This window comes from Exiguobacterium undae DSM 14481 (assembly GCF_000620805.1).
Lineage (GTDB): Bacteria > Bacillota > Bacilli > Exiguobacteriales > Exiguobacteriaceae > Exiguobacterium_A > Exiguobacterium_A undae.
Genome location: NZ_KK211187.1, coordinates 1,633,967 through 1,649,040, shown reverse-complemented (window position 1 = coordinate 1,649,040; position 15,074 = coordinate 1,633,967). Strand labels below are relative to the sequence as shown.

General features: G+C 47.7%; 15 protein-coding genes. 7 read left to right on the top strand and 8 right to left on the bottom strand.

Features of this window, described 5'->3' with window-relative positions; all coding sequences use genetic code 11:
* Nucleotides 1-15 precede the first annotated feature (15 nt).
* From P397_RS0109100 to P397_RS18080, 4 genes are all read right to left on the bottom strand, one after another.
* Nucleotides 16-3,777 carry an FtsX-like permease family protein gene (locus tag P397_RS0109100; protein ID WP_028106276.1) on the bottom strand — a complete coding sequence of 1,254 codons (3,762 nt, stop codon included), beginning with the start codon at nucleotides 3,775-3,777 and terminating at the stop codon, nucleotides 16-18.
* 74 nt (nucleotides 3,778-3,851) lie between these two features.
* Nucleotides 3,852-4,463, bottom strand: a complete 612-nt coding sequence (locus P397_RS0109095) for a hypothetical protein (RefSeq protein ID WP_026832980.1) — start codon at nucleotides 4,461-4,463, stop codon at nucleotides 3,852-3,854.
* A 309-nt stretch (nucleotides 4,464-4,772) separates the two neighbouring features.
* On the bottom strand, nucleotides 4,773-5,786 hold the full coding sequence (locus P397_RS18085) for a putative bifunctional diguanylate cyclase/phosphodiesterase (protein ID WP_051523952.1): 1,014 nt from the start codon (nucleotides 5,784-5,786) through the stop codon (nucleotides 4,773-4,775).
* On the bottom strand, nucleotides 5,737-7,104 hold the full coding sequence (locus tag P397_RS18080; RefSeq protein WP_051523951.1) for a sensor domain-containing diguanylate cyclase: 1,368 nt from the start codon (nucleotides 7,102-7,104) through the stop codon (nucleotides 5,737-5,739). The genes P397_RS18085 and P397_RS18080 overlap by 50 nt, the downstream gene beginning before the upstream one ends.
* Before the next feature lie 181 nt (nucleotides 7,105-7,285).
* Between P397_RS18080 and P397_RS17980 the strand changes: the two genes are divergently transcribed.
* The 4 genes from P397_RS17980 to P397_RS0109070 are packed head-to-tail and all read left to right on the top strand — an operon-like array spanning nucleotide 7,286 to nucleotide 8,910.
* Nucleotides 7,286-7,441 (top strand): hypothetical protein, encoded by a 156-nt coding sequence (locus P397_RS17980; protein WP_167331057.1) that lies wholly within the window; start codon nucleotides 7,286-7,288, stop codon nucleotides 7,439-7,441.
* Nucleotides 7,442-7,456: 15 nt separating this feature from the next.
* Nucleotides 7,457-7,933 (top strand): hypothetical protein, encoded by a 477-nt coding sequence (locus tag P397_RS0109080; RefSeq protein WP_028106275.1) that lies wholly within the window; start codon nucleotides 7,457-7,459, stop codon nucleotides 7,931-7,933.
* Nucleotides 7,934-7,947: 14 nt separating this feature from the next.
* On the top strand, nucleotides 7,948-8,502 hold the full coding sequence (locus P397_RS0109075; protein WP_028106274.1) for a nucleotidyltransferase family protein: 555 nt from the start codon (nucleotides 7,948-7,950) through the stop codon (nucleotides 8,500-8,502).
* Nucleotides 8,503-8,526: 24 nt separating this feature from the next.
* Nucleotides 8,527-8,910 (top strand): hypothetical protein, encoded by a 384-nt coding sequence (locus P397_RS0109070; RefSeq protein WP_028106273.1) that lies wholly within the window; start codon nucleotides 8,527-8,529, stop codon nucleotides 8,908-8,910.
* 198 nt (nucleotides 8,911-9,108) lie between these two features.
* Here P397_RS0109070 and P397_RS0109065 read toward each other — a convergent pair whose 3' ends face one another.
* Both P397_RS0109065 and P397_RS0109060 read right to left on the bottom strand, forming a co-directional pair.
* A complete protein-coding gene (locus P397_RS0109065) occupies nucleotides 9,109-9,690 on the bottom strand; it encodes a YcxB family protein (protein ID WP_028106272.1) in 582 nt (193 codons plus the stop codon).
* 139 nt (nucleotides 9,691-9,829) lie between these two features.
* Nucleotides 9,830-10,294, bottom strand: a complete 465-nt coding sequence (locus tag P397_RS0109060) for a hypothetical protein (protein ID WP_028106271.1) — start codon at nucleotides 10,292-10,294, stop codon at nucleotides 9,830-9,832.
* Nucleotides 10,295-10,744: 450 nt separating this feature from the next.
* On the opposite strand from P397_RS0109060, the gene P397_RS0109055 reads away from it, so the two are divergent.
* Together P397_RS0109055 and P397_RS0109050 are read left to right on the top strand one after the other, a co-directional pair.
* A complete protein-coding gene (locus tag P397_RS0109055) occupies nucleotides 10,745-11,086 on the top strand; it encodes a PadR family transcriptional regulator (protein ID WP_026832972.1) in 342 nt (113 codons plus the stop codon).
* The gene (locus P397_RS0109050; RefSeq protein ID WP_028106270.1) at nucleotides 11,083-11,421 is read left to right on the top strand and encodes a DUF1048 domain-containing protein; all 339 of its coding nucleotides are present in this window, start codon (nucleotides 11,083-11,085) and stop codon (nucleotides 11,419-11,421) included. Before P397_RS0109055 ends, P397_RS0109050 begins: the two co-directional genes overlap by 4 nt.
* A 13-nt stretch (nucleotides 11,422-11,434) precedes the next feature.
* Here the strand turns inward: P397_RS0109050 and P397_RS0109045 are convergent, their stop codons facing one another.
* Both P397_RS0109045 and P397_RS0109040 read right to left on the bottom strand, forming a co-directional pair.
* The gene (locus tag P397_RS0109045; RefSeq protein WP_028106269.1) at nucleotides 11,435-11,836 is read right to left on the bottom strand and encodes a VOC family protein; all 402 of its coding nucleotides are present in this window, start codon (nucleotides 11,834-11,836) and stop codon (nucleotides 11,435-11,437) included.
* Nucleotides 11,837-11,948: 112 nt separating this feature from the next.
* The gene (locus tag P397_RS0109040) at nucleotides 11,949-13,694 is read right to left on the bottom strand and encodes a methyl-accepting chemotaxis protein (RefSeq protein WP_028106268.1); all 1,746 of its coding nucleotides are present in this window, start codon (nucleotides 13,692-13,694) and stop codon (nucleotides 11,949-11,951) included.
* Between the two features lie 198 nt (nucleotides 13,695-13,892).
* Between P397_RS0109040 and P397_RS0109035 the strand changes: the two genes are divergently transcribed.
* Nucleotides 13,893-15,071, top strand: a complete 1,179-nt coding sequence (locus tag P397_RS0109035; RefSeq protein ID WP_028106267.1) for a hypothetical protein — start codon at nucleotides 13,893-13,895, stop codon at nucleotides 15,069-15,071.
* Nucleotides 15,072-15,074 lie beyond the last annotated feature (3 nt).

The following is a 15,074-nucleotide window of genomic DNA, read 5'->3' as shown; positions in this document are numbered from 1 at the left end:
AAAGCCTCCTTCAGATCAATTTGATGTTTTATCCTTGCTTGCCTTCACCTCAATCTTGACAGCGACGGACTTCGCGAACGCTTCGTCCTTGGCGAACAGGACATACGTGTTGTCCTGCTCCGGCACTTGGAAGACGAGGTCAACGCGGGATGCACGGGGAGAGAAGTACTGGTAACCGGATTTCCAGACGTCCGGATTGTGATTGACATAATCGACGGACTCATAGACGGTGCCATCAGCGTCGGTCAGCGTATAGCGGTTCGGGCGGTACGTGCCGTATCCTTCGCCTTCAGGTGCTGTATAGTTGCGTAAGATAACCGGTACGGTGACATACTGTTCATCCTGCAACGCCGGCAGTTTCAACTCTTTCGGCGGTTCCGGCAACAAAGCACCGGCCCGGAAAATCGCTTTCTTCAGCTCCGGATCACCGGGGAACGTGCGGACCATCGCCTGATTCATGATTTCTTGAACGGCACCGGAATCCTGTTTGACGGTTTTTGGTGTTTGCTTCGGTTTGGAATCAGCACCGGGTGCGGCATCCAAGTCGATTTTGACCGTGACCGTTCTCGGGAATGCATCATCCGATGCATACAGGACCAATACTTTTTCGTCTTCCGGTACTTGATAGACGAGATCAACACGTGATTTTTCGCCCGAAACATACTGATAGCTGAACTTCCAGGCTTTTTCATTATGATTGACATAATCAACCGGCAAGTATTCTTTCCCGTCAGGAGCGGTCATCGCATAAGTGCTTGGCCGGTAGTTGGCGACGGACCCTTTTGAGCGGGGGTCCTGATTATCCTGCATGGTCACCGGAACCGTCACAAAACGGTAACCCGGTTTTTCTTGTAAATCCAGTTCTTTTGGTGTCTCGATCAGCGGATCGACATAAAAGAACTGATTGCTGATCTGTTCGCCGCCCGGAGTCGTCTGCACCATGCCTTTTTTCATCAGCTTCTTGATTTTTTTATCGGTTTCCGTCTGCGAAACCGCCGTCTTTTTCTTCGACTCGGTCTGTTTTGAATCAGCGATTTTCGCACCTGTCGTTTGAACGGCAGGCGGTTTATCCTGCGCCTGTTTTGGTGTTTGCGTGATATCTTCGTTTGCAGCAAACAGGAACAGGCTCGTAACGCCGGCGACCAAGGCGACGCCGATCGTGCCAAGGGCCAGTTTAAAGCGGCGTTCCGTCGCCTGGGTATTGACGGCGACACTGCCGATCGCCGCATTCGGCGTAATCCGGACGGCCCGTTGTGCTGGTAACAGGGCACCGAGGACGCCGGTCACGACCGGGATGAACAGCATTACGCTGAGGAACAAGAGCTCGTTGATCGGGAACTGATTGTAGACGTATCCGATCATGGCGAGCGCAATCAGGAGACCAATCAGACCGGCGAATAAACCGGTTAACATGCCTTCCGTCAGGACAAGGAGCCGGATCCAACCGTCGCGCCAACCGGTTGCTTTTAAGACAGCGAGTTGCGGTTTCCGCTCATTGACGTTTTGCCACATGATTTCCGTTGTCGTCAGGATGGCAATCAAGAGTGCGACTGCCATTGCGACGTAGTGCATCGTACCGACTTCAAGCGCGACGTACTCGCCGAGCCAGGTCGCATACAAGACGCCTTTCAGCCGGAATGTCACGAAGAGGAAGAAGATGAACAGACTCGTCGGCAGGGCAATCGCGACGACTGACAGCAACGTCCGTTGCCAGTACGTGAACAACTGATTGAGACTCATCCCGAAAATCGATTGCGACCGGACGAGCCGACGGCCTTTTGAGACTTCGCCGGAGCGCATGCTTTCAAAAGGCTGGATACGGCGGATCAGAGCCATCGGAACAAGCGTCCCGCCCCAGTAAATCAACAGACCGGCGAGACCAATCAGCAAAATCCGGCCAAGCGCAATCGGATGATCCGTCGTCAGCCAGAAGGACCCGAGAATCGTCCAGGAAATCAGGGCGACGAAGGTACCGAGTAGCGTCGCTTCCAAAAACAGCAGCTTTGACAACTGACGCGGACGCCAGCCGAGCGACAGTAAAATCGCAAATTCCTTTTTACGGGCATACAGCAAAATAATATTCGAGCTGAAGACATAAACGAGGGCGACCGCAATCACACTCGCGATGACACCGCTCATGCCGACTTTCGCCTCTTGAAAAATCGCCATCGAGGAACCGAGCTTGATCCACGGCTGCTGGACCCAACCTAAAGCAGATTCATTTTTTAAGCCGGGCAGGTAGGTCAGGGCGAGTTGCGGGGAGGAACCAAGTGTCACATCGGTAATCAGTCCCGTCTTGTCTTCAATCTCTTGAGCGACAGCCTGCAATTTTTTTTCGCTTGTCGCATTCATGGCTTCGACCCCTTTGACGTTGACCCGAATGGCCGAAATGGCTTTATCACCACGGAGCTTAAACGCCGCATCCAGTGTCGTCAGCATCGACGGCGGTTTCGTCAGGAAGTCATACGGATCATTCGTCGGCTTAACGTCGCGGACCGGATTAACGGGACGTTCGTTTTTGTCCATGACCCATTGGGCTTTCGCCGGGAAGTACGTTTCCATCGGAAGCTCGGTTAACGGATCCTTTGAAATGTTCAGTTTTTGTGGGTCAAAGACACCGATGAAATTCAACTTCATTTTAGGCACAGACTTTAAATTAATCGATGTATCTCCAAACGACCGAGCTTTTCGATACATCGTCCGTTTTGCCAGCAGGACATCTTTCGGCACTTCCTGTGGTGTAACCTGATACGCAAACGGCCAACGGGTAGCATAGGGACTGGTCAGTGTCTGGTATTCGACGGCAGACGGTTTTAAATACATCCAATCGAAGCTTCCGGTTGGTTTAGACGGGACCGTTCCTTTTAAAATATCGTTGACGAGCTCTTTCGAGGTTTCGCTCGTCGTGATCTTGTACACCTTAGCGGGTTGCACCGGAAGTGTCTTCAGATACGATGCGCCACCTTTTTTCATGATGGCATTGACTGTCTCGGTCATCGAATCATTAACCAAAGGAATGTCTACTTTTTCGTAACGATATTTCCGGTAGGCATCGACGTATTCGTGACTATTTAAAATCAACGGGATATTCCATACATCGTCTCCGTTATCTGTCGCGATGTCGTCTTTTGTGAAATAACGGCTGTGTGTCGCTTTTTTGGTTGCTTGGTCAAGACCGACGAGTTTTGCTTCTGCTTCCGGATCAATTCCGGCAAGCATCGTTGCACTGCCGAACTCCATCAGCGGTTGTTTTCCTAAGGCTTGCGGTGAAATATCCCGGTTCAAGCCATCCCCCTCGGAAGGAGACCATCCGGCACCTAAGAAGGATGAACTGGACTGTTGTTCTTTCTGTAAACCGGTATCCTGAACGTCTTGAATGATGACTTTATAGATGCCTTGTTCTTTGAAATCGAATGTCCCAATCTGGGCATCCGCATAATAATTCCCGATCATCGCAATCGGTGCGGCGACTTCAACGTCGGAAATTTTTTGAATTGTTTTGTACTGTTGCATCGTGATGCCGCCGTCGAGACCGCTCATATAGTTCGGCTCAAGCAACTTTAAGTCTTCCGTCACACTGCGGCTGTCCGGCGGACGAACGACGATATCATAGGAGGAACCCCAGCGTTTCTGCAGTTCATCAACGACAGTGCCGTTGCTCGCTTGCGTCGTCCCGATCAGATAACTGAGTCCGGTACTGACAATCAGGACACCGACGAGGAGCAGGATGAACCACTCCTTGTTGCGCCACCAGGAATTCCAAATAAAAGAAATCATTTCAATCACACTCCTTCGGCATGCATGTAAGTAAAAACACACCTGACGCCATGGAAGCATCAAGCGTGTTGAAGTTAATCGACTTCGATTTTAACGGTATGTGTTTTAGCGAATGCATCACTTGAGGCAAACAGAACAAAGGTTTTTTTGTTAATTGGTACTTGATAGACGACATCCACTTGTGAACGGTACGGGGCAAAATACTGATGGGTATTTTTCCATGCTTTTTCGTTCCGGTTGACGTAATCGACGGATTCGTATTCTTTTCCGGTTTCGTCTTTCAGTGTAAAGCGGTTGGGTTTATACACGCTGTACCCACCATCGTGATGAGAAGTATCTTCCATGATAAAAGGAACCGTGATAAACCGATGTCCGTCCTTTGCCACTAAATTCAATGACTTGGGTGGAGCACTTAACAAACGGTCGACACGGAACGCCGATTTCGCGAGATTAGGATCTCCTGGGTAGGTTTGGACAAGACCTTGTTTCATCAGTTTGGCAATCGAGAGTGTTTTCGGTGTGATCGTTTGACTGACGCCCGCTTGTTTTTTTTCGCTTGCAACCGACGTAATTGAGGAAGTGCTATCTTTAAAGACATCTGTCGTTGAAGCAACCAATCCGAAAGTACCGACGACAAGACATGATGCAGTGATCAATGAAAGCTTGTTCTTGGCAGACCATTTCATGGGACACGCTCCTTTAAAAAAGTTTGGTAATAATTATCAGAATAGTTAAACAAAATATACTGTTAATTGTTCCCAAATGCAATGATTTCGTAATAATTCTTCAGAATACGAAGAACATATTTCCCTTTTTTATGGAACTAGTGAACTGTTTACGCGTTTCTAAATCGATGCTTAAAGAGGACGAGATGCGGTCCGGAAGTCCTATGTACTCTAGTCATAGAAAAAGCTTCTATCTCAACTTAATGAGATAGAAGCAGGTGCTGACATGATTAAGTTGAGGTCTGTGAGTCAAACAACACGAGAACAGGCTTACATGATGTGTTCATCCATCGAGTCTGCCGTTAAATAGTCCATCAACGCAGTCTCTGTCAACGGACGGCTGAAATAATACCCCTGAAAGTAATCGCAACCTTCCCGAGCGAGCCAGTCCGCTTGTTCCACTGTCTCAACACCTTCAATCAATACTTCCATCTCGAGATTATGTCCCAGTTGAATCATCGACTGGACAATCGCCTGCTGATTTTTTTCCTCAAACAGGGACGTAATGAAGGAACGGTCGATTTTAAGCAGTTGAACCGACAGAGAACGCAGTTGGGTAAACGACGAGTAACCGGTGCCGAAGTCGTCCAGTGATACCCGGATGCCACGGGCTTGGATGGTTGCCAACTTCTCATAAGTGGCGGTTTCGTACGACAAGGCAGCAGATTCTGTGATTTCCAGCTCAAGATAAGCAGGATCCATATGAGTTTCTAGCAGAATCTTTTCAAGCCGCGGCAAGAATTCCTGACTGGCAAATTGGAGCGGTGAGACATTGACGGCAATGGAGAAGGGAGAGACACCGGCTTCTTTCCATGCGACCCAGCGCAGACAGGCTGTCCGCAGTACCCAGTCACCAAGCGCATGGATGGCACCTGTTTTTTCAGCAATCGGGATGAATTCGGCAGGGGACACGAAACCGAGTTCTGACTGTGTCCACCGGGCTAGCACTTCGACGCCTGTCATTTTTTGTTGTACCGCCGAAATCTTTGGTTGAAAGACGATTTCAAACTGGTTTTGATCCAGTGCCTGAGCTAAATACTGTTCGATTTGAACAGTCCGGAGAATTTCATCCCGCGTTTCAATCTTGAATTCCTTAATAGCGGTTTGTGTGGTATGAAAAGAGGCATGTAGCGCCAACTTGGCATAATACATCAAGTTTTCCGACGTCGTTGCATCTTCCGGATAATGACTGATTCCGGCTTTCATTGTCAGGGAAATGACAGTGCCGTCAATATCAAACGGTTGTGCTAAAGCCGTGTAACATTTTTCTGCCTTGTGTCGCAAGGCTGCTTCGCTCGTCACTCAGGACAATCAAAAATTCGGAAGATTCAATCCGGGCCAACACGTCCTGCGGATGAATCGTCTTTTGTAATCGGTCGGAAATTTGCAGAAGCAGATGATTGACCCCGGCGTGACCGAGCATGTCACTTAAAAACTGCCAGCGGTCAATGCTGATGTAGAGACAGGAGATCGGAATCTGACGTTTGATCTGTTCGTTGATATAAAGACCCACCTTGTCCCGGTTTGGTAAATCGGTCAGCCGATCGTGAAAAGCTAAATGCTCAATCAGTTGAAGAGAGGTGGTTTGGTCGGTCACGTCCCGGAAAAACCAGAGTGTTTGGTCCAGTTTTTCACCTTGGAGCGGATGATTGACCACTTCAAGAATCTGATCCTCTACATGGATAATCTGTTTCGTATGCTCCGGCACGTCCGGTCGAAGATTTGGATGATACGCTGCTAATGAGGTATTGGAAATCGGGAAAAACGCATGGAATCGAGAGTTCGCATATTGAAGTTGTCCCTCCCGGTTCGTCGTCACGACACCGTCTTCCGTCGATTCGAGAATCGTAGCCTGAATCAAATCCCGCTTCCGGAGCTGCAGGTCAAGCAGAACACTGGCAAAAAAGGCGAGGAACAGAAACAACGTAACGGTGGAGACGAGTGTTACGAGCAAAGTCGGTTCGATGACCCGATTCGTTTCAAAAGAAGCGACCGTCTGAAATTCAAGTCCCATCATGCCGACGTGGTGCATCCCGAAGATGGCGACACCCATGACAAAGGCGAAAAAGACTTTGGTTTGAACGAGCATGTCCTGTTTTGCATAACTCGAAAAGAAGCCGATCCACAATGCCGTCCAGGAAGCGAAGATGGCAATTAAGATCGAGGTCAACACGTATCCTGCATGAAACTGGAGTGTCATTCCTTGGAGCGCATACATGCCGACGTAATGCATGCCGGCAATCGCACTGCCCATCAAAAAGCCGCCGACGAGAAAAGACTGCCGGGACATGCCGCGCGAGACAATGTAAAAGCCGAGGATACAACCGACGACGGCAATGACTGCCGACAAAAAGACAAGTGGAAATGAATAAGTAGCTTCGTTTAACGTTTTATGTCCCAGCATGGCGACGAAATGCATCGACCAAATGCCCAGCCCGAGAACCGAACCGCCGGCAATCAGCCACAGGTGTTTTGACCTCGGTGCCGCCCGGTTGACGCGACGGGCGAGTTCAATCGCGATGTAGGCAGAAGTTGCAGCGATCAGATAGGACAGTGTAATAAGTAAAAAATCAGTATGGGAATGCATCGAATGATTGGACATAACGGATAGAATCACCTCGTCAGTATGTAATTTGAATTAAAGATATATTCAAATTACCCTTTAAGTTATTCTTGAAAACTTATTTATTCAATTCATTGACGAAATAAACAAATAAAGGAAAATCAATCAGTGAAATCGAATAAAATGCTAAGGAGATGATATCCAAAAAGGGGGAATAAAGATGATCTTTATTGGAATTTTCGCTGTAGTTGGAGTTGCCGTCACGATTTTAGCAGCAAGACGCGGTTATCGTGAACGGACATTGGACGACCGGGAGTACACTTCGAACGACCACGAACTGGACATCCATCATCGAAATGACCCGCCGTCCTGGTGAGAGGAGAAACGAGGTATGAAAAATAAACAAGAACGCACCCGCTTTATTCAGGAAGCAAAACGCCGACTGATGAAACAACGGTTGCTGAGTGCCTTATTGTACGGGATAAGTATCGTATTGGTCGTCGCCAACCGAGGTGCCTACTGGCCGTTTGCCGTGCTCGTCGTTGCCTTGGTACTGATTGCCCGGCTCCACTCACAAGAAGTGAACCGGGATATGGCACTGACGGAACATCGGAACATGAAGCGGATCATTCAAGTTCAATACGTGATTGATTATTGTTTCATCGTATTGGTCGGTCTGTTCCTGCCGGTCGTCTTGAATCTCGGTCTGCCGTTTTTCACCAGCATCGGCATTTATCTTGTACTCGCCGTCGCACTCTTGATGACCGATTCGATCCTTGAACGTCGCGGAAAGAAACTGGACCCCGAGCATCCGACGAAAAAAGAGTTGCGGACCTATCCGAAGACGTGGAAAAAGCTGAAGACCTAAATGGGGGCATATCAATGCAAGGAACAAACGAAATTTACAATTCATTATCCGAAAATGAAACACTACGTGAACAGTTAGTTCTCGTCGACCGGCTCGGACTGCCGGACGCCTGGATTTGCGCCGGCTATATCCGGTCATTGATCTGGGGACTGACTTTGACGGAGGAACAGGACATCGATGTCGTATATTACGACACGGCAGATAGATCGGAAGAAACGGAAAAACAGTATGAAGAACAATTGAAGTCGTGGAAGCCGTTGCCATGGTCGGTCAAAAATCAGGCCCGGATGCATCTGAAAAACGAGTTGCCGCCGTATCAGTCGACCTGTGACGCAATCGCGCATTTTCCGGAGACGGTGACGGCGATTGCGGCGAAGTTAACAGACGGACAATTTCAGTTGTACCTGGCATACGGCGCATCAGATTTATATACCCGGACGATTCGTCCAACCCCGTTGTTTTCAAAAGGATTACCGCGCCACGCCATCTTTCAACAACGGGTGACCGATAAAGGCTGGGACAAACGGTCTGATTTACGGATTGCCTGTCAGTTTGAAACGAACAGCTGAGACCTATCGAACAGGAGGGGGAAGATGAATTTTCGAAAGATGCTGCTTGTCAGTCTGGGCGCGCTGATCGTATTTTACATATTCAGAGAACCTGATCCACCGCCAGACTACCAAAAGAAATTCAACGAATCGATCGAGACCGTGCTGAAACTTGAGAACGAAGAACTTATTCGTCAGAACGAGGCACCCATCGAGCGGAAAGAGACCGGTATCGAGGTGAGTGACGATGGGGACTGGATTGAATTATATTATGATGTGCCGGGCAAAGCGATGGACCAGAAACCGCCGCAGCATAGTATATATCAACAGCAGGGGGACCAGTACGTCCGGATTGAAAACCCGAAGACCGTGTACCGGAAACTCGACAAGACAAAAACGACCTATCTCGAGAATTTAGGAATCAAGTGAAAAAAACGTCTATTAACCGTTCGGTACCAATGTAGCATCTCACCTCCACAAGAGGCATAGAGGCGCCATTCTTTAACAGGTATACGTTTGAGACAGCGGGAAAAAGTGATCAAACCTCATGAATGTAAACGACCCCCACCTTTAAGTACGGCAAAGGTAGGGGTCGTTTAGATTAAGAATTGAACTAGAAACAGACGGTTATTTTTTTTCTTGTCCAAAGTCATGGTTCAAGTGTTGTTTTATCAAATCACGAAGCAGCATGTGTTCTGTTTCAGTCCATGAAGAGTAAGTTTTCGGTAAAATAAGTGCTTCGTTATTTTCAAAGTATAGGAAGAGGCGGTCATCATCTTCACTGACCGCTTTAAACTCTTCCCATGCGATGTCCGTGTTTTTAACGATACCGTTATACGTGGAATTTGATTGAATGCCCGTTTCATGAAGGTGTAACGTTACATTTCGCGGCCATCGCTTATCGTTTTTAAGTGAAGATCTCACTTGCCGGAGTGTAACGAATTCATAATACTTTACTAAAGTCGATTTCAATAAGAGAACTGGAACAAAAGACAAGCAGATGATGATGAGTTGGCGTACATTTTCCGAAAAAAACCCAAGAAAAAGTGGTTCGAGAATAGTGAAAATGATAAGGCTGAGTAGCAACACCATCAGAGCCAACGCTATGAAAGCAACATTAGATCTTGCTTGATGATGGCGTGTCCTGTTTAAAGCATCCTTTTGTAGTGCCATAAAGTCTTCAAAAGTCATTTGATAGTTTAAATTCATTGCCTGATTCCTCTTTTCAGAATAAATTACTTTTTTTGATTGGAAAATCCCTTCATCGTATCAATTCGAATCTTTTTATACTATTGAGATCTTGCAAATTGATGGAATTCAACTGTTCGCTCAGAAAGAGTTTTGATTGTTAATTCGGCTCATATCGGAAGTTAGGGAGTTCAGCATCGACTCTTGAATACAGTGTCTCCATCGAAAATCGACTCGGGTGACGCACGTTGTCTGAATAAAGGCTCTCAATCTTTTTGTCTATATATGCGTTTTCTACTTCAAGATAGTCGATGACAAGGGTTTTAAATTCTTCCGCAGCGGGTTCATCGTGCTGTAGAATGGTCATCTCTTCTAAGTGCTTGGTATTATCTGCTTTCATCACGCGTAACTCTTCATTCGCATCTGACACAGCGATTGAATCTGTAGGGACACTAGACAGCATAAGCATCTTTATTTGATGAGCACGGCCAAGCGAAAGGATTGAAGTTGCATCAAAATGAATCACTGATCTATCGTCACTTATTTTGGTTGAAGTCATGGTCGTGCACCCGTTTAAAACGATTGTTCCCGTGAAGAGTAAAACGAACAAGAGTAACTTCTTCAAAACCACTCCTCCTTTCAATAATGTTGTTGTATTTTAAAGTGTTTAAAAATGAGAGACCATCTATATCAGAAATAGAGAATGGACGTAATAAATGTTCCCTATTGTTAATTTTGAAAATCAAACGAACCATATTTTCCCTATTGGTCTTAGGTTAACAGTATTTAAGATGACTTTACATGAATAAGCCTGGGAAAAATGCAATAACTGGGTTCGAACATTTCCCGCACAAAACCTTGAATCTTACAAAAACCTTCGATGGTTATACATAAAACAACGCATGTCGACTACGAGCATGCGTTGTTTTTTTCTTGTTATTAACTACTTGCGAATACATCCATCACCATGATCGTTTGCAGTCAAAACATTCAACCCCTCATTGACATGGTCACTAGTTAGTTATACTATATACTTGTAGATAGTAATACAGAGTACTTGAGTGGAGGGAATGCCGTGGAAGACATCACAGAAATGTTAAAAGGTGTGCTCGAAGGATGTGTGCTCGAAATCATCAGCCGGGAAGAGACGTACGGGTATGAAATCACAAGGCAGTTACGTGAGTTGGGCTTTACGGATGTGGTGGAAGGGACGGTCTACACGATCACGATGCGGCTTGAAAAAAATCAACTCGTCGATACCGTAAAAAAACCATCGACACAAGGACCACCACGGAAGTTTTATACTTTGAATGCTGCCGGTCAAGCGCGGCTTGCTTCATTTTGGGAGCGTTGGAGCTTCGTTTCCAGCAAGCTGACAGAACTGAAAATGAGTCAACCGAAAGGAGAGCCTGTATGAGTATCGTTGAAAAAATCATGGGTAACTTAGAAGATAAACGGCACTACCGAGAGATGGAGCGTCGCGCGAAACGTTTACCTGCTGACTATTTCCATGCCTATCGTGCGATTCAAAAATATTTGGCAATCGCCGGAGGACCGGTGGATTGGCCGTCGACCCGTCGGATTTTCGAGGGATTACTCGATTTGTTTGAGATGGGGGCAGCAGAAGGGAAAACCGTCACAGACATCACGGGACCGGATGTCGCGGCGTTCTGTGACGATCTCATCAAGGATGAGCCCTCTTGGAATGATCAATATCGCATCAAATTAAATGAATCGATTAACCGGAAGTAACAGGGAAAATACTTCAGCCGTTGATCGTCCATGTATCCCGCAACTCGATGATCGTTCCTTCCGGCGCTTTTAACTTACTGAGGTGACCGTCGACGACGAAGTAGATGTTGCCGCCGTGCTTCGGTAAAAACGGCATCCCGAGTTGTTCGAGCCGGGCGACTTCTGTCTGCAGATCGTCGACGTATAGAGCGAAATGGACGGGACCTGCCGTATGTTTCGTATAAGGCGTCAAGGTCTCGTCGACTTTGTTCGTCTGAAGTTCGATGTAGAAGTCACCGAGCTTCAGCCAACTGTTAAAAGCACGGGTGTGGAAATCTGGGGATTCCTGGACCAGTTCGAATCCCAGTTGCTCATAAAACGTTTTTGACGCGGTGTAGTCGGTCGTCTGGATACAGAGGTGATGGATTTGTTTCATCGTCAATCATCCTTTCAGGTGGGGCGGTTCGTATGTAGCCGCTAGCAATATCAAATCAATTTTTAGTGTAAACAAGCGTCCGTCTCCTGTCGAGGAAACGGACGCTTGTTGATTACGTCAGATCGAATTTCTCCGTCTGATTCGTTAAGTAGGTCGATGTTTCATTTAACGTTTCGACGAGGACATGCAGTCCGGTGATTGTCGCAATCATCTGCTCGGACGCCGCCGCCACTTCTTCATTGCCGGCCGTGTGTTCTTCGGCGACAGCGGCAATTTCCGTCAGGGCATTGCGGATCCGGGCTTCGGTTCTGGCGACGTCAAGCATTTGTTGACGCATTCCGGCAGCGGACGCCGCGACTGTTCCGACTTGTTCCGCGATTTGAGTGAACGAGCCGTCCGTCGCTTGAATCTCCTGTTGACCGGAGACCGTCTCCTGTAAGGTCTCGGCGAACCGGACTTCCATTTGCGTTGAATTCCCGGTGATATTCTGGACGATTGCAGCAATCTGATCGACACTGCTCGCGACATGGGTCGATAACTGTTTGACCTCGGTTGCGACGACAGCAAATCCTTTGCCTTGTTCGCCGGCACGTGCCGCTTCGATGGCCGCATTGAGTGCGAGTAAGTTCGTTTGTGCCGCGATGTCGCGGATGATCGTGACGAGCGCTTGGATGTCGGTGGACTGTTGTTTCAGTTGGCGGACCTGCTCCGTCGCTTCGACGACGTGCGTATGAATCGTATTCATTCGGGAAACGGATTGTTTCATCTGCGTTTGTCCGTCGCGCGTCGCCACACGCATCGTCTCAACCGTCTGCTCGATTTGCTGACTGTCATCGGTCGTCTTTTGAACGAGCGAAGAGAAGCCGGTCATCTCATCGGTCAAGGCGAGTGTCGTGTGCGTCTGACTTTCCGTACCGGTCGCGATTTCCGACATCGTCTCGGCAATCTGCGTTGAACCGTCGAGGACTTCCGTCGTCCCGGCATCTATCGCCTGACTCGTGTCCGTGACGAGAGCCGTCGTCCGTTTGATGTCGACGATCATCAGGCGGAGTGTTTCGTTCATCTGCTGAATCGAACGGGCGAGCGTGTAGATTTCATCTTTTGCCGGAATCTTTAGTTGTTGCATCGTCTGATCGGCTTGCGAAAGTTTTCCGTCGGCAATCATTCGCGCGACGGATTGAAGCGTTTCGAGCGGTTTCAGTTTTCGACCGAGTATGTAATACAGTGACCCGAGCGTCAACAGTAAGAGTAAGACGAGTAAACCGAGAAACAGCGGCAACGTCTGTTTTAACAGCGTCGTCGTCAAGGTCTCGACGTCTTTTGCCGCAATGTCGACCCCTAAAATCCCGATGATATCACCCGTCGTACTTTTTAACGGGACATAGACACTGATGTACTGACCGAACTTCGGATCGTCGATGACATCGGTCGAGTGCGTTTTCCCTTGTAAAACCTCTTTCATATCGGCCGCGACAGCCCCTGTTGCCGGATCATTGATCTTAGCGGCGTCAGCAACCGGAAGCCCGTCAATCAACAATTTGACTTGATTGTCGTCGATCGTCGCGGTGTACGCGTACAAGAGACCGTTTTGCTGTCGCAGTTGATCCAATGATTCGCGTAATTGGTCGTACGTCGCATCGTTGGTTGGATTCGTTAAAAATTTCTGATAGGCTTCGGAATCGACGTTTCTGGCGATTCGTAAAGCATCCTGTTCCGCCGTTTTTTTGAGCGTCGACAGAGCGGTTTGTTTGGTCGTGAGATAAAGGGAAAGACTGCTGAAAACAAAGAAAAGAATGAGGATCAAGCTGATGATGAGAAGTAGACGTGTTCTGATGGAATGAGTCCGTGTCGTGTCCATATAAGCCTCCTGATGATAGTTTACGTGTATCTTATGTAACTTATCGGTTTAAATTCATAAAAATGAATCGAACCCTTATAAAAATTTTATTGGGTAATCCTTCCGTAAATCTTTGGACATTCTCCGTTTTAATCAGGGTCAATTTTCCAGTAAATGCGTATAATTAAAAAGAGAATGACAGAGAAGAGGATGATAACAGTGCTTCAATCATGGAAAAAACGAATGCTTTACGGATCGGCGGGCCTGACCGTTTTAATCAGTGCAGGTGCTTTATATCTTGGATTGCGTCCGGAGGAACCAAAAGCAGTTTCCTATCCGGTCATTTCGAAGGATCTCACGACGATGACGTTTACACCAAAAGACGGTCAGGTCATCCTGCTGTATGGAAGCGATATTAACCGTTTTAAAGAAACGCAGGATGATCCGCAGGAACCGGGATTGATGACGACACTGTCAAAAACGGGTAAAGAATTAAAGACGGAAGCGATTGCTGACCCGGATTTCTATTGGATGAGGCTGTCACAAAAAAGAACCGACCCGCGGCACATCTATGCGCATCACCCGCAAGGCATCGAAGCCGATCACTTTTTTACGTACGATTTAAAACGGGGCACGTTTACAAAACATCAGGTCCCGAATACAGCGATCACATCCGTTGCCCATTACGGGAAAGATGTCTGGCTGGAATCGAATGCCTCGAAGCCGAAGGAAAAAATTCAGTTAATCAACGTTCGGACAGACAAACGGTATCCGATTGAAGACCGGCTGATGCCGGTCTTTGATTCACCGATCCTTGAACTGGATCAGACGATTGCTTATGCCAACAACGGATCTGAGAATGATAAAGAAGAAGCGGCCGGAATGGTCCTGCTCGACCAGACGACCGGAAAATCACGCGTCATTCGAAAAGCGGACGAACCGTATGCCTATACGGCGTTATACGGCGTGAAAGATACCGCGTATTTTGCGACGACCGACGGCGTGATGATCAAGCTGAAGACGGACGGAACGATGCAGCAAAAGTCATTTTCAGTATTGGATGATGTCAACTACTGGGCGACGGAACCGATGCGGATGATCAACAACCAGACGGGTTATCAAATCATCGGCACCGGTGAAAATGATACCGATCAACGGCTCGTCCAGTGGACGTTCGGACAAGCGTTCCGAGTTGAAACGGTCCGACCGGATTTTTGGAAGCAAGGTAACTATTACCGTTACTTGTACCGGAATCCATATAAGAAGACGTCGTATTTCACTGAAAGTAAAACGTCACTTTCCGGAAAAGGCCGATTGATCGTCACGGATGACAACTTAAAAACGTTACGGACGATACCGGTCATCGGAGCAAATGGCGTGGACTTCGTGATGGATTAACAG

Excerpts from the sequence above, each read along its gene's own strand:
- P397_RS0109080 (WP_028106275.1), top strand. The coding sequence starts at position 7,457 with ATGAAAAATAAACAAGAACGCACCCGCTTTATTCAGGAAGCAAAACGC.
- P397_RS0109040 (WP_028106268.1), bottom strand. The coding sequence starts at position 13,694 with ATGGACACGACACGGACTCATTCCATCAGAACACGTCTACTTCTCATC.
- P397_RS18080 (WP_051523951.1), bottom strand. The coding sequence starts at position 7,104 with ATGTCCAATCATTCGATGCATTCCCATACTGATTTTTTACTTATTACA.
- P397_RS17980 (WP_167331057.1), top strand. The coding sequence starts at position 7,286 with ATGATCTTTATTGGAATTTTCGCTGTAGTTGGAGTTGCCGTCACGATT.
- P397_RS0109095 (WP_026832980.1), bottom strand. The coding sequence starts at position 4,463 with ATGAAATGGTCTGCCAAGAACAAGCTTTCATTGATCACTGCATCATGT.
- P397_RS0109100 (WP_028106276.1), bottom strand. The coding sequence starts at position 3,777 with ATGATTTCTTTTATTTGGAATTCCTGGTGGCGCAACAAGGAGTGGTTC.
- P397_RS0109070 (WP_028106273.1), top strand. The coding sequence starts at position 8,527 with ATGAATTTTCGAAAGATGCTGCTTGTCAGTCTGGGCGCGCTGATCGTA.
- P397_RS0109065 (WP_028106272.1), bottom strand. The coding sequence starts at position 9,690 with ATGAATTTAAACTATCAAATGACTTTTGAAGACTTTATGGCACTACAA.
- P397_RS0109045 (WP_028106269.1), bottom strand. The coding sequence starts at position 11,836 with ATGAAACAAATCCATCACCTCTGTATCCAGACGACCGACTACACCGCG.
- P397_RS0109075 (WP_028106274.1), top strand. The coding sequence starts at position 7,948 with ATGCAAGGAACAAACGAAATTTACAATTCATTATCCGAAAATGAAACA.
- P397_RS0109050 (WP_028106270.1), top strand. The coding sequence starts at position 11,083 with ATGAGTATCGTTGAAAAAATCATGGGTAACTTAGAAGATAAACGGCAC.